14 protein-coding genes are annotated in these 14,876 nt (G+C 39.1%); all 14 read right to left on the bottom strand.

Annotated features, from left to right (window positions below; all coding sequences use genetic code 11):
- Positions 1 to 2: 2 nt before the first annotated feature.
- Positions 3 to 557: a 5-formyltetrahydrofolate cyclo-ligase gene (locus G593_RS0101320; protein WP_005336416.1), complete on the bottom strand. Its 555-nt coding sequence runs from the start codon at positions 555 to 557 to the stop codon at positions 3 to 5.
- Entirely contained in the window at positions 535 to 756 is a 222-nt protein-coding gene (locus G593_RS0101315) for a DUF896 domain-containing protein (RefSeq protein WP_005336417.1), read from the bottom strand. The genes G593_RS0101320 and G593_RS0101315 overlap by 23 nt, the downstream gene beginning before the upstream one ends.
- 130 nt (positions 757 to 886) lie before the next feature.
- Positions 887 to 1,264 (bottom strand): hypothetical protein, encoded by a 378-nt coding sequence (locus G593_RS0101310; protein ID WP_005332679.1) that lies wholly within the window; start codon positions 1,262 to 1,264, stop codon positions 887 to 889.
- Positions 1,265 to 1,347: 83 nt separating this feature from the next.
- On the bottom strand, positions 1,348 to 3,009 hold the full coding sequence (locus tag G593_RS0101305) for a putative polysaccharide biosynthesis protein (protein ID WP_022278502.1): 1,662 nt from the start codon (positions 3,007 to 3,009) through the stop codon (positions 1,348 to 1,350).
- Between the two features lie 13 nt (positions 3,010 to 3,022).
- Complete coding sequence (gene ybeY / locus G593_RS0101300; protein ID WP_022278503.1) at positions 3,023 to 3,517, bottom strand: rRNA maturation RNase YbeY; 495 nt, start codon at positions 3,515 to 3,517, stop codon at positions 3,023 to 3,025.
- Positions 3,514 to 4,518: a PhoH family protein gene (locus G593_RS0101295; protein WP_005336426.1), complete on the bottom strand. Its 1,005-nt coding sequence runs from the start codon at positions 4,516 to 4,518 to the stop codon at positions 3,514 to 3,516. Before G593_RS0101295 ends, ybeY begins: the two co-directional genes overlap by 4 nt.
- Positions 4,519 to 4,523: 5 nt before the next feature.
- Entirely contained in the window at positions 4,524 to 5,798 is a 1,275-nt protein-coding gene (locus G593_RS0101290) for a sporulation protein YqfD (protein WP_022278504.1), read from the bottom strand.
- 17 nt (positions 5,799 to 5,815) lie between these two features.
- Entirely contained in the window at positions 5,816 to 6,094 is a 279-nt protein-coding gene (locus G593_RS0101285) for a YabP/YqfC family sporulation protein (RefSeq protein WP_005336429.1), read from the bottom strand.
- A gap of 149 nt (positions 6,095 to 6,243) precedes the next feature.
- Entirely contained in the window at positions 6,244 to 6,969 is a 726-nt protein-coding gene (gene pflA / locus G593_RS0101280) for a pyruvate formate-lyase-activating protein (RefSeq protein ID WP_005336431.1), read from the bottom strand.
- A gap of 133 nt (positions 6,970 to 7,102) precedes the next feature.
- Positions 7,103 to 9,355 (bottom strand): formate C-acetyltransferase, encoded by a 2,253-nt coding sequence (pflB, locus tag G593_RS0101275; protein ID WP_029730476.1) that lies wholly within the window; start codon positions 9,353 to 9,355, stop codon positions 7,103 to 7,105.
- A 413-nt stretch (positions 9,356 to 9,768) separates the two neighbouring features.
- On the bottom strand, positions 9,769 to 9,981 hold the full coding sequence (locus G593_RS0101270) for a FeoA domain-containing protein (protein WP_005336435.1): 213 nt from the start codon (positions 9,979 to 9,981) through the stop codon (positions 9,769 to 9,771).
- A 73-nt stretch (positions 9,982 to 10,054) separates the two neighbouring features.
- Positions 10,055 to 13,861 (bottom strand): penicillin-binding Tp47 domain C-containing protein, encoded by a 3,807-nt coding sequence (locus G593_RS0101265; RefSeq protein ID WP_029730475.1) that lies wholly within the window; start codon positions 13,859 to 13,861, stop codon positions 10,055 to 10,057.
- 53 nt (positions 13,862 to 13,914) lie between these two features.
- Positions 13,915 to 14,421 (bottom strand): Gx transporter family protein, encoded by a 507-nt coding sequence (locus G593_RS0101260; protein WP_044993880.1) that lies wholly within the window; start codon positions 14,419 to 14,421, stop codon positions 13,915 to 13,917.
- A gap of 28 nt (positions 14,422 to 14,449) precedes the next feature.
- Positions 14,450 to 14,839: a NusG domain II-containing protein gene (locus tag G593_RS0101255; RefSeq protein WP_005336440.1), complete on the bottom strand. Its 390-nt coding sequence runs from the start codon at positions 14,837 to 14,839 to the stop codon at positions 14,450 to 14,452.
- Positions 14,840 to 14,876: the final 37 nt, after the last annotated feature.

Raw genomic sequence — 14,876 nt, 5'->3', positions numbered from 1 at the left:
TATTATCCTTCCTGATAAATGTTTGTTTCTGTCACAAGAAGCTGTGGCTTAATATCTTGTTCCTCTGCCGGGACTTCAAATAAGACTTGCATATCAAAAGCCAGTGCCAGTGTATGAAGCTGAGGATGTGACTCCAGATATCGGTCATAATAACCGCCTCCATAGCCGACACGATTGCGGTTTGTATCAAAGGCAACTCCTGGCATGATCATAAGTCCGTCGTCTGCCGATGCAGGTATTCCGGCATCGGGCTCGAGAATACCATAAGCACCAGGTTTTAATTCATCAAAAGAAGTAATTTCATAAAAATCCATTGTTTCGCCGTGAACTTTCGGAACCCAGACAGTTTTTCCGAGTTTCCAGGCTTCCAGCATAAGTGGCCGAGTCCCCACTTCCCCTCCAAAATCTATATAACAATAAATATCTGTTGCTTCCCGGAATATATCCAGTTCGCATGTCTTGCGACAGATTTCAGCCGTCTGTGACTGCCAGATCATAGGATCCAGTTCTTTGCGTTGCTTACGGATAATCTGCCTAATGGACTTTTTTGTTTCCATATTTTTCACCTAGATTCGTAATACTTCCATCTGCCTCTTTGACAGAAATGTTGTCAAGCTGTCCCCTAAGATTACGGCGGACGCTGTCAATATATTCTTTTCTTAAGATAAGCTGTTCTTTTAATTCTGCATCGCTTAATCCGACCTCTTTGGATTTGTGATAGAGTTCATTAATACGGGCAATTTTGCTTTCGTCCATGTGCTTTCGTTCCTTTCTTAATAAAGACGTCATCTATTTATCTTACACTATCCGGAACAAGAAGTCTACAGAAAAATCAACGATACATTTGTACATTCGTTGTATATTTACGATATTTCTGTTGTATACATTAACTGGAATAATTTTCGAGAAAGCCATAAAGCTCAGCGGTACTTTCAATGTACTTTCCATTTCTGATTTCCTGTCTTAAAAGTTCTGGAAGTTCATCATAATGAATGTCTGTATACTCATAAGGTGTTTTCTTATCGCTGAAATACACAACAATGTATCCGTTCACTTCCATCAGATAATAGCAGTCATTTTTGGAAGCCTTGCTGCCGGTCGTGACAGAAGATGAATCTTCATTTTCCATGGTCTGCTGCTCTTCTATTTTTAGTTTTTCAGCTCTCGCCTTTGCTTTTTGATAACTGAACTGATATGCAAATGTCATGGCAATGATCAGGCATGCACAACAACTTAAAAAGCCAATACTGTACTTACTTTTCATGGAAATATCTCCTTTTTAAGTACAGTATTGACTTTATTATTTACTTCTATTCATGATCCGTGTCATGCAGCATTAAGAACAGCCTAGGAACGGAATAAATGAGCTTTCTTGCATATTTTGACTAACATTGGTCCCTTTGGCATGGAAGATAGCTCTTTTTCTGTTACACCTCCAAGAAGTACAAGCGCAACGCCGTAAACTGCAACAGCAACACACAATGCAATGACAGTTGCAATTCTTGTTCCTACGAACAATTCAAATAACAAATGTACAACAAGTGTAACGATCCCCATAATGATCGATGCAATTGCCGGTATGACAAATGTTTTCTTCTGCTCCTGAACATATCCGATTCGTTCTCTCAATGCGTGTGCATTTAAAATACAGGTAGAAAGAGAAAAAACAATCTTGCTCAAAACAACTGCATAAATGCCCCATTTGAAAACAACCATCATAAGGAACAGGGAGATGATATGTATAACAAGAGAGATGGCGGCACTCTTTACCGGTACCATCATATTATCGAGTCCCTGAAGCACTGCATTCGTTACAGTAGAAAGATTGTAAAATACAACAGAGATTGCTCCCATCTGTAATAATACACCGCCAAGAGTATTATTCTCCGTAAAGAATAATAAATCCAGAAGTGGTTTTGCCAGTACGATAAATCCGGCTGCACATGGAATCGCAATAATCATATTAAAACGCGTAAAAATATCAATCTTTTCATGAACCTGTCTACGGTTTCCGGTCTTTGCAGTAAGAACAATGCTTGGAATCAAGGAAGATCCAAAGGCACTGGAAATCGCAAGAGGCACATTCATCAGTGTATCGTATTTTCCGGTTACAATACCAAGAAGGGCGGCATATTCGCTTTCTTTATGCCCCTGAATAGACATAATTGTCCCAAACATAGCATTATCTACAACACCACAAAGATTGTAGACCGTTGCACTTAAAATAACAGGTGCAATCGTTAACAGAAGCACTTTAAAAACTCTCTTATAACTTTCAGTTTTATTTCTACGATCACGCTCCATCTGACGGCGGAATTTCTTCCGGAAAGCTAAAAATAAGAAAAATAAAAATAATAACGCAGCAAGTGCTCCCATCACTGTACCTAGTGTACCGCCAGATGCTGCATAAGCCGCACCATAAGAATCGTTATTTTTCTGGGCAGCAACTTCTTTACCAACCTTAAGGAGCATGTAAGCACCGACTACGCTGACAACTGCATTGACAATCTGTTCGATGATCTGGGAAACAGCCGTCGGAACCATGGATCCATTTCCCTGGAAAAATCCACGGAATACCCCAAGAATTGCCACGATCAGAATGCACGGAGCCAGTACTCGCAAAGCTAACGCACTCATTTTCATTGCCATCAGATTCGATGCGATAAAATCAGCGCCAAAGAATATGATGGCACCGACGATACCGCCTGCTGCAATTGCAAATGTCATGGCACCCCGAAAGACGCGATATGCATTTTTATATTGTCCTGTTGCAAGTCTTGCAGAGACAAGCTTGGATACTGCAAGGGGCAGACTGTAAGAAGTCAGTGTAAGTGCGATCGCGTAAATCTGAAATGCGACTCCGTAGTAGCCCATACCTTTATCACCCAGTATATTTACGAGGGGAATTCGGTACACTGCTCCGATAATTTTAGTTATGACTCCGGCTATAGCCAGAATGGAACCCTGAACGAGAAAGTTCTTCCCGGTTTCACTTTTGTTTTTACTCATAATTTACTCCATGTTAACGTAATATATTTAGCTCATTTAAAATTTCACGCTGAAGAGTCTCCATTTCAATACGTTCCTCTTCTTCCATATGATCATAACCGGAAAGATGAAGGACCGAGTGTGCAATCAGGAAAGCGTATTCACGTTTGACGGAATGACCGTATTCTTCAGCCTGTGCGATAACTTTTTCTTTGGAAATCACAATATCTCCAAGCAGAAGCTCACCTGTCTCCGGATCGAAGCAGTCTTCTTCACTTTCAAAATGAGAGAAGTCTCCCGGAGTTTCATATTCCAGCATCGGGAAAGAAAGTACATCTGTTGCACGATCAATGTTACGGAAATCCAGGTTCATCTCATGAATCTCATCGTTCATAGTGAGTAAGAGATTGACCTGAACTTCATATGGACAATGAATATATTCCAATGCGCCATTTATGACTTCACGGGCAAGCGCCTGGCAATCAAAAGGGAGCTTTAATGCTCCTTCTTCTTCATAAAATAATGTCATGATTTTCTCCTTTTCTCTCGGCTGCGATTTCTTGATTTGTTCTGTGTCTTTGTCTCGTACTCTTCGTAAGCTTTTACAATTTTCTGGACAAGCGGATGGCGGACAACATCTTTGCTTGTAAGACGGCATACTCCAATGTCATTGATCTTGCCGACAACACGGACAGCTACATCAAGTCCGGAAGTCTGACCACCTGGCAAATCCTTTTGTGTCTCATCACCGGTAATTACAACTTTTGAGCCAAATCCAATTCTTGTTAAAAACATCTTCATCTGCGCCGGAGTTGTATTCTGAGCCTCGTCCAGAATGATAAATGCATTGTCTAATGTACGTCCACGCATGTATGCAAGTGGTGCAACTTCAATCAGCCCTTTTTCAGAATTTTTTAAAAAGCTTTCTGCTCCCATAATCTGATAAAGAGCATCATAAAGCGGACGCAGATAAGGATCGATCTTGCTTTGCAGATCTCCCGGAAGAAATCCAAGCTTTTCTCCCGCCTCAATGGCAGGCCTTGTCAGAATGATTCTTCCAACTTCATTATTTTTAAATGCAGTGATTGCCATAGCCATGGCCAGGTATGTCTTTCCTGTCCCGGCAGGACCTAGTCCAAAGACAATCATTTTTTCCCGAATTTCATCTACATACTGTTTTTGCCCAAGTGTCTTTGGTTTTATCGGCTTCCCCTGTAAGGTGTGACAGATAATATCTTTATCAATTTCCAAGACATTATCTTCACTGTCTTCCATGACAAGTGCCAGCGTATAATTCACATTTTGTTCTGAAATCGTGTTACCTCGACGGGATAATTCAAGAAGCTGTGAGAGTACATTTCTTGCGCGCTCTACAGCATTGCTGTCCCCCATGATCTTGACAACACCATCTCTGGAAATCAGTGTCACATGAAGGGAGCGCTCAATCTTTTTTGCAAAAGCATCAAATTGACCGAATACATTTGCTTCATGCTCAGCCGGGATTTCAAGAACAGTTTCCATAATTCCCATATATCTTATTCTCCTAATTGTTCAATTTGTTCTTCCGGATCATTCGGAAGCTGCGGAATCTCAGATTGTCGGGACTGTCCGGTATTGCAGATGATGGTCAGTGTACCAGATATAGCTCCCTCTTTTGACCCTGTGTCTATTTTAACATCATTCTGAATAATTTCTACCCCCTTTTTATCTAAATCTTCACAATATCTTAAGAAATATCTGTTCAATTTGTCTTGAAGCTGTTGATCTGTATATTTTTTCATAACAGGTTTATAAGGGGTCAGACCTACAACGCCGATATATACCGGCAGATAAAAATGATCTAGAAGTTTCAGCCGTGACTCCATTGTGCTTTTTGAATAATGTTCATACGGAGACCAGATGAAAAATGGTGACAGACGATATTTACCAATGCGAAAATACAGATAGAACAAACGGGGGAACTTTACACTTGTTTTTTTTACGTATTTTCTGGGCAAAGTATTCTCGTAATGAATCTGAGTCTGGATGAAAATATCAGCATCTGAATGACAGGACTCATATCCTGTGATCTCTTTTGCATCATTAAGAATAGGAATCTGACCGGAAACAAGAATATCACCTGGATTTACAGATGTTCCCTCCCGCACCATAGGAATACCTTTTCGAGTGATAATGCGTACAATAGTCCCTGTGCAATCTGAAACAAGGTCCGTCCCAGCATCAGAATTTGGATATATATCCTCTTTTATATCTGTTTTATTATCTATTTTAGCATCTTCGTTTTCTTTGATTTGAATGATCAGTCTGGTTCCCTCTATAGATGCAGATACCCAGATGATGTCGTCAAATCCTTTCCGAATATCTTTTACAATACGGTCGCAATCAATGTTTCCGCGCCGTATGCCGGTATTCACATGATTCTCCTTTAGAAATGTTCTTATGACTTCTTCGGTCTGTGTATGTGTGCCAAGGATTTCAATATCCCAGATATAACCAGACATTATCAATAGCAAAACGGTGGCAGCAAATATGCCAGCAAAGAAAAGCTTGCGTCTTCGATGGTCAAACAGATAAAAAGGAAGTCCATATTTTTTTACAATCGTAATTTTTGTGGAAGTTTTATGAGAAATGTGACGCAGCTTTTTGAAATCTTTTACCCATAGATTCATTTCGTAAGAGCCATCGCTGGCTGATAAATCCCAGATTTTTATTTTTCGGTAATTGCATGCGTTAATAAAACGTTCCATACGATGACCGGTAATCCGGATTCTTACATATCCGCGAATATATTGATATATTTTTAAAAGCAATGAATGAATCCTCCACCTTATGTCTGATATTCAATATTCTGAATTTTCCCCGTAATTTTCATATCATCATTTGTATAAGAATCAACTTGAAGGTGATTTCCGGTAATTCGTATCTGACCGATTTTTGTCTGAACTCTAACGAGTTGATCTGTATATTCAATCAGTCCCCGATAATTTTCAATTCGCATTTCAGAATGTCCCAGAATTTCAACATTAGGCATTCCAAGAACAACATCTTCTGGAAATTTGGATGCTTTGGCAGCTTTTCTTTTGCTATTTTCCAAATCTATACTCATAAAACTCCATTTTTCAGTTTATGAAAATATCGTTTGTAATAATGTATGAATGAAGGTATGTCTTTCATTACTGAAGTAAAAAAGAAACACACAGCTTTAAAATATCATAAGCTATATGTTTCTTTTATCAAATTATAAATTGGTATTATTTAAAATGCTCCAAGACGTTTTCTGGCATTCTCTACACGCTCAGCAGTCGGAGGATCAATTCCTTCTAATGGATACTCCATACCAAGTTCTTTCCATTTGTATGCACCAAGTGTATGATATGGTAGAACTTCTACGCGTTCTACATTATGAAGAGTCAGAATGAATTCATGCAGTCTGTCCAGATATTCATCTTTGTCGCTGCGCTTAGGAACAAGAACATGTCTGATCCAGACAGGCTTCTTCATATCAGACAGATAAGTTGCCAGATCTAAGATGTTTTTATTCGTATGCCCTGTCAGACGTATATGCTCCTTTTCATCAATGTGTTTGATGTCAAGCAAAATGAGATCTGTATATTGCATTAATTCATTAAATTTGCTAAAGAAAGGTTCTTCTCTTGTGAAAGGATTACCACTTGTATCTAGTGTTGTATGAATTCCATTTTCCTTTGCTTTTTTAAAAAGTTCAGTCAGAAAATCAATTTGAAGAAGCGGTTCACCACCACTGACAGTAATGCCACCTTCATCCCCCCAGTAAGAACGATATCTGAGGGCTTTTTTGATCAGGTCATCCGTAGAAGTCAGTGTACCCGCTTTCATATTCCATGTATCCGGGTTATGACAGAACTGACAACGCATGGGACATCCTGCAGTAAAAATGACAAAGCGAACTCCTGGTCCATCTACAGAACCAAAACTTTCTGTGGAATGAATGTATCCTTCCATAATAACAATCTCCTATCTATATATTTTTAAAAATGTATTTTCAATAATGGTTTATTATTTTGAAAATTTACATAATTAATTATAAGACCCCGCGAAGAGCATTGTCAAACACGAGGTCTTATATGTGTGAAAATTACATTTCTTTATGGCATGTTCTGGAAATTACATCTAACTGCTGCTCGCGAGTCAGGTCGATAAATTTTACAGCGTATCCAGATACACGGATTGTAAAGTTTGCGTACTCTGGTTTCTCTGGATGCTCCATAGCATCGATCAGTTTCTCTGTGCCAAATACATTGACATTCAGATGATGAGCTCCCTGATCAAAGTATCCATCTAATACGTGTGCAAGATTTACACTTCTCTCTTCATCATTGTGTCCAAGTGCTCCTGGGCTGATTGTCTGTGTATTAGAAATTCCATCTAATGCAAGTTCATATGGAAGCTTAGCAACAGAATTCAAGGAAGCAAGGAGTCCTGCTTTTTCTGCACCGTATGATGGGTTAGCTCCTGGAGATAATGGCTCTCCTGCTTTTCTTCCATCTGGAAGAGATCCTGTAGCCTTACCATATACAACGTTTGATGTAATTGTAAGGATAGATGTTGTCGGTGTAGACTCTCTGTAAGTATGGCATTTGCTTAATTTGTGCATAAATTTCTTCAGAAGCCAGATTGCAATGTCATCTGCACGGTCATCATCATTACCATATCTTGGGAAGTCTCCCTCAATTTCAAAGTCAACGGCAATTCCGTCCTCGTCACGGATTGGTTTAACCTTTGTGTATTTGATAGCGCTTAAGGAATCTACTACATGTGAGAATCCTGCGATACCTGTAGCGAATGAACGTTTTACATCTGTATCGATGAGGGACATCTGCGCTGCTTCATAGTAATATTTATCATGCATGTAGTGGATCATGTTCAGTGTATCAACATACAACTTGGACAACCACTCCATCATCTCGTCATATTTAGCAAGTACTTCATCGATGTCAAGGTACTCAGATGTGATTGGCTGATAGTTTGGTCCAACCTGTGCTTTTGTCTTCTCATCAACACCACCGTTGATTGCGTACATTAAGCATTTTGCAAGATTTGCACGAGCTCCGAAGAACTGCATCTCTTTACCAGTCTCTGTGGCAGATACGCAGCAGCAAATGCTGTAGTCATCACCCCATACCGGACGCATAACATCGTCATTTTCATACTGGATAGAACTTGTCTCAACAGAAATGCGAGCAGCAAATTTCTTGAAGTTCTCTGGCAGTCTTGAAGAATAAAGAACTGTTAAGTTCGGCTCTGGAGAAGGACCCATGTTCTTTAATGTATGGAGGAAACGATAATCATTCTTTGTTACCATAGAACGTCCATCTTGTCCAAGTCCGGCTACTTCCAGAGTTGCCCATGTCGGATCTCCTGAGAACAGTTCGTTGTAAGAAGGAATCCTTGCGAATTTAACCATACGGAACTTCATTACAAGATGATCAATCAATTCCTGAGCATCTTTCTCTGTAAGCTTACCGTTTTTAATATCACGATCAATATATATATCAAGGAAAGTAGACACACGTCCAACACTCATAGCAGCACCGTTCTGAGTCTTGATTGCTGCAAGATAACCAAAGTATAACCACTGTACAGCCTCTTTTGCATCTTTTGCAGGCTGTGAAATGTCATAACCGTAAGCAGCAGCCATTTCTTTCATATCACGAAGTGCTCTCATCTGATCAGCAAGCTCTTCACGAAGACGGAAGTCTGTACCTTTCATGCCGTGTCTTGCGTAACGCTCAAAATCATACTGTTTTTTCTCAAGGAGAAAATCAATTCCATACAGAGCTACACGACGATAATCACCAACGATACGTCCACGTCCGTAAGTATCTGGAAGTCCTGTAATGATTTTGTTATGACGAGCTTTTTTCATCTCTGGTGTATAGATATCGAAAACTCCCTGATTGTGTGTTTTATGATATTTAGTAAAGATTTCATGAAGTTTTGGATTTGGCTCATATCCATAAGTTGTACAAGCCTGCTCTGCCATCTTAATTCCACCGTAAGGCATGAATGCTCTCTTAAGAGGCTTGTCTGTCTGAAGACCTACAACCTGCTCAAGGTCTTTCATACTCTCGTCGATATACCCTGGGCCATATGCTGTCAGTCCGGATACTACATCTGTTTCCATATCAAGAACGCCGCCTTTTGCACGCTCTTCTTTCTGAAGCTCCTGAAGTCTTCCCCACAATTTGTTGGTTGCTTCAGTTGGTCCTTCCAGGAAAGAGTCATCTCCTTCATATGGAGTGTAGTTATCCTGGATAAAACTTCTAACATCTACAGAATGTGTCCAGTTTCTTCCTTTAAATCCTGCCCACTGTTCGTACTGTGCCATATCTTTACATCTCCTTTTCCTAAATATGTATTTCTTTTTACGGGCACAGTATAGCATCGGTTTTTTTCGATTGCAAGTATTTAAATGAGTACAATTAATCAAAAAGCTCTTGTACTTGATTTTGTGCAATTTCACTGAGAAATTGCATTTTAGAGAGTACAATTCATGTGTTTTGTATGTAATTTTATACAAGAAATAATTGTTAAACTATTGACAAATTCAAATAAAAGTAATACGGCTATCCTCAAAATATATGATATCATAATTTAGATTTTTCCTTGATATCTGCATATGTAAATGATAAAAATGCTGTTCAGATATAAGAAAAAGAAGCATGAAACACCTTAAATGGATTCACATACTTCTTTTTTCTTACGACAAATACTTTTTTAAGAGTATCATAAAATACAACTTTAAACCTGTATTCTTGCCGCTGCATCATCGCTAATTGCGATTCTTTTGTGTTTGTTCCCGATAATCAGACCACCATTGAACTTTTTAAAGACTCGGATTTCACTGCCCTCCTCAATCTGACAGTTACGGATGATATCCAGAACCTCGGGGAGGCCGAACATCCATTTGATGGTATATACTTTACCGGGTGCTGCTGTTGACAAAGCCTGCATACTCGCACCTTCTTTGCTTTTTTCTTATTGTAGATCGAGAAATAAATGTTAGTCAACAGCAACACTATGCATACTATTTATCATCTCTTCTTTTTCTTCTCTTCAGTGCAAATCCACCTGCTCCAAGTGAAGATACTGCCAGTGTCAGCCAGCCAAATACAGATGCCGGATCTCCTGTCTTAACTTTTCCACTTGTTTTTTTCGTATCAGTTCCAGAAGTATTCTTCAGTTCAGATGTCTGTGCTGCCGGAGTCTTTTTCTCCTTAGCAGAACCTGCTTTTACAAGTGCACTGATAGCTTTGTTCAGATTTTCTGTTGCAGCATCTACAGTTGCCTGATCCTTCTTCTCATTTAATGCAGCTTTTGCAGCACTAAGTGCATTCTGAAGTTCTTTCCAACTGTCTGCTGTATAGTCAGCTTTTTTTAAGTCTTCTGCTGCTTTGATTGCTTTTTCAAGTGAAGTTGTAGAAACTACATTCGGGTCAACAGGTGTTTCAGCTTTCGTAAGAGCATTGATAGCTTTGTTCAGATTATCCATAGCAGCATCTACATCGGACTGAAGAAGTGTATTTTCACTTGTTGTTAATGCTTTTGCAGCTGCTAATGCATCTGTGTAAGCTTTCCAGCTGTCAGCTGTATAATCTGCTTCATTGTAATTGGAACCTTCTGCTCTTCCGATTGCTTCATTTAATTTTGTAAGATCAGCCTCTTTTTGTACAAGTCTGTCAAGTGCATCTGTCATATGCTGGAGCTGGGTTTTAACTTCCGCACTTAATAAAGAATCTTTTTTCAACAATTCTTCCGATTCTGTCAGCTCCGTCTCCATAGAACTCCAGCTGTCAGCTGTATAATTTACTTTATTCAATCCTTTCGCTTCGTCTACTTTTGCCTGTAATGCATCAATATCTTTCTGATCAGCCGCTTTTGGCTGTGCGATATTTTCTTCTCTTACCTGGAATGTATAAGTGTAGTCTTCATATCCAAGTGCGTATATAGTCAAACTCCAGTAACCGGTCCCATCTGTTCCTGACGGGAGCTGGCAGCGGACGGAATCTGTCAGACCAAGCTGGATTCCCATGGATTTATGCATCCAGTTATCAGCAGCAAATTTAGTACCATAGCTTGCTTTAGCATTAGTGTAAGTTGCATCATCTCCATAATAAGTCCATTTTACTGCCTGCATATTAGCGCCAAGGTCACCATAATCTCCATTGAAATCAACACGAAGAAATTCTCCGAAGCTTCCATCTCCTTCTTTTACTGTCGGCTCAAGGTCTGTTGCAGTTTTTAACTGGATGTCCTTTAATCCGGAATAGGTTCCATTTGCTCTTTCGCTGAATGAGAATGTTCCATCCGCATTTTTTGTAGCAGTTTTCAAACCATTTGTATTTTCTGTCACATCAGCGGTTGCTGTATAAGACTTAAGATTTACTTCACCATATCCACCGGCTAATGTGCCATCTTTTTCTACAATAGTATATTTTTCTTTGAAAGCTTCATAATCAGAAGTCTTTACTTTTACAGGAACATATTTTAGCCCTGTAACTTTGTAATCTTTTATGTTTGCTTTCACATTTGCAAATGCAACTTCCTGTCCGTCTGTTGTTACAAAGGTGTCTTTATCCTTCCAGTATGCCAGATTATATGTAGTTCCATCTTTTGTCTCAATCACAGCTGTACACTGGAAACTTCCTCTATGCAGTCCGTGATTTGTAGTTGCTCTTGTTACAACGTCAAAAGCTCCCTTATCTGCTTCTCCACGGGAATCCAGCTCTTCGGAAGATTCAGTACTTCCGGCAGCTAGTACGCCTTCGGATGCCCAGTATTCAGACCAGCTAAGACCTGCATACACATAAGTATAGTCACTGCCTGTAACTGGTACCTGATATGTAAATGTATACGCTTTATATCCATCTTCTACGACGGTGATTGTAAAAGCATCTCCTGGTTTTTTATCTTTGAAAGCATCTTTTGTAAGGTCTAAGGAACCATCTTCATTAATTAGTTTCACAGCTCTTCTTCCACTTGCTGCATAGGACGTTCCATTCACAGTTACAGACTTAATTGATTTCAGATAAGTCTTAAAATCTTCATCGGATGCAGCATCTGTTTTCTCTAATGCCGGTGCATCGTTCTTTTCATTATACTGAACCGGAACAGCTTCTGTATACATATTAAATGTAGTAGAGATATCGGCATATTTTCCGGATTTATCTTTTAATGTAAGTGTATATCTTCCCTTTTTAGGCTTACTGTTAAAAACAAGTGTTCTTGTAACATTTCCTTTTGCATCAGTTGTCACATTTACAGTATAAGAATCTTTAGCAACAACCGTTTTGTCTGAATCTGTTAATTCATATTCCTCCTGAAAATCCTCTGGAAGATTCGTAACTGTAACAGAACTCTGAATATTTTCCACATCTATAGAAGCATCAGCAGCTGAAACTTCACCATCAAATTTTACTGGCACTTTCTGATCCATTGGAAGTTCATAAATACCGGCATCTGTATAATAAGTAACTTTGTTAATGGTCTGTCCCATCATAGCTTTGTACGGCTCATAGGAAAGTGTGCATCCATGTGTTGTTGTCACAAAGCCAGTACTCCATGCAAGTTCAGAGTTTCTCCAGATATTTTCTACCTGGCGAAGGCCATAGTTTCCACCTTCTTTTGTGCTGATCACAACACCAAAAACTGTTTTCATAGAATCTGGCAGATTATCGAAATTCAATTGATAATCTCCATACTTTGTATTTGTAGTGAATTCAGACTTTACATCATTCAGTGTTGTCTTAGAAGCACCTTTCACTTCACTAAATGACAATGTTCCATCTGCATTTACAGTTGCCTCTTTGTAATAAGATGGGGCTTCAGATAAAATATAATAAGAATAGGAGGCACTTTCAAACAAAGCATCTTTTCCTTTATACTCTGTTGTACTTGTCTTTCCTTTATTCGTTACAGTAATAGAAACAGAGCTTTTATCGGTAATCTGAGTATAATTTTTCAGAGCCTCCAGATTACTGATTTTAACCGGGAATGTAATACCTGTAATGTCGCTTCCATTCGGATCAACGTGATAAGAACCAGCTGCAAGATTTGAATTTCTTGTTTTGTTTAATGTTGCGGAAGATACACTATCAACGCTTGTTACTCCGTCTGACTCATAAAATGCAGCATAGGGAATGTTCATAAGAACATAACTTTCTGTTGTAACTTCAGCTTTTTTCAGTCCCTGAATCGCAGTATTCAAATCAGAAGCAGCTTTATCCACAGCATCCTGGGATTTCTTTTCAGAAAGTGCTGTTTTTGCAGATGCAAGTGCTGTTTTTAATGCACTCCAGGAATCTGCTGTATAGTCACTTTCAGTTAATGCCTCGGCACTTTTAATAAATGCTTCCAGGGATGTTGTGTCCACAGTCACTGCTACGCTCGCCTCAGGAGCTGACTGGATGGCTTCTAACGCAGCTTCTTTAATTGCCTTAGAAGTTCTGGTTGCACCAGATACAGTATCCCAGCTGTTAATGGAATCTTCTGTTGCGTCTGTGCCTGCTAATTTTGTTTTAATTCCTTTCGACTTGTTATAAGCCTTGTTGAAATATGAATCATTTCCAGAATCATATCCGGTTTTCGGTGATACAGAAATATCTTTCAGCTTACCATCTTCTACAGATAAAGTGACCTCAACATCATATTCATTCCAATTATCATCGACATCCTCTTCTGTTTTTGTAACGTGTGCTGTTTTTGTGTAGGTTCCGTCTGCAGCCACTTGATTCTTTGTAACAGCAAGTGCAGGTACTGCAGGGCAGATACTTGCTGCCATGGAAGCAGCCATCATAATAGTAATTACTTGGGTTTCGACATTTTTCTTCTTCATTGTCTCCTCCTTAAAATTAGTTATTGATAAAATTTATTAATAGTTAGAAACATCTAACCATTAATCAAAAAATTAGGCTTCAGGATTTTCAATATTCTTTCAGATACAATTCCAATCAATAAGCCTGTAATGGTTCCGGCAATCAGAAGTGCCGGGAAGTAATAAAAGATATGGAAATTACTTACTACAAGTGAAGCCGCTATTAACTGGCCGATATTGTGTGTAATTCCACCACTGATACTTATCACTAATACAGATAAGTTTGTTTTCTCTTTCATTAATATCATAATCAGATAGCTGAGCATTCCACCGGTAAGACTGTAGATCAAGGACATGCCATTTCCAAATAACAGCCCCATCAGTAAAATACGGGTCACGGAAATAATTAATACATCTTTTTCATTCAGATAATATAATCCCGCTACGATCACCAGATTCGCAAGTCCCAGCTTCATTCCGGGCACTCCGAAATTAATCGGCAAACTCGCTTCAACATAGCTGAATATCATCGCAAGTGCTGTAAAGACTGCACAGTAAGATATTTTTTGACTTCTTGTCATTCTCTTTTCACCCCATTTCGTTGAAAGATTAATTTGATACAATATCGATTTCCTCAGATGTCTCATTTTCAGAATCATTCGATATTTCTACGACCAGTTTGTGTGGCAGGCAGACCAGAGTCTGGTGACTATGGCTGATATGTCCCTGCTCCATACAGTAGCCGTCCGGACAGTCAGCCTCTTCCATCCAGACTTCATGATTCTGAATCCGGACTATATTCATTCCGTATTCATTTTTAATCTGTATGGTCTTGTCCTGATCGAGGCTAAAGGTGCCATATACTTTATGATTCACCGTGACCGTTACTGTATTCCCACTGCTTCCATATGCTTTCTGTATTCCCAAAAGCGCTACGGCAAGAAGTAATACACTGATAATGAGTATAAAATCTTTTTTTCTGTTTACAGTTATTTTCATTTTTCTTCTCCAGATGGATTCTTCATAGTGTCAGAAT

Origin of the sequence: Dorea sp. AGR2135 (assembly GCF_000420885.1) — a bacterium.
Lineage (GTDB): Bacteria > Bacillota > Clostridia > Lachnospirales > Lachnospiraceae > Dorea > Dorea formicigenerans.
The sequence above is the reverse complement of the archived record's forward strand: the minus strand, read 5'-3'. Positions and strand labels throughout refer to the sequence as shown.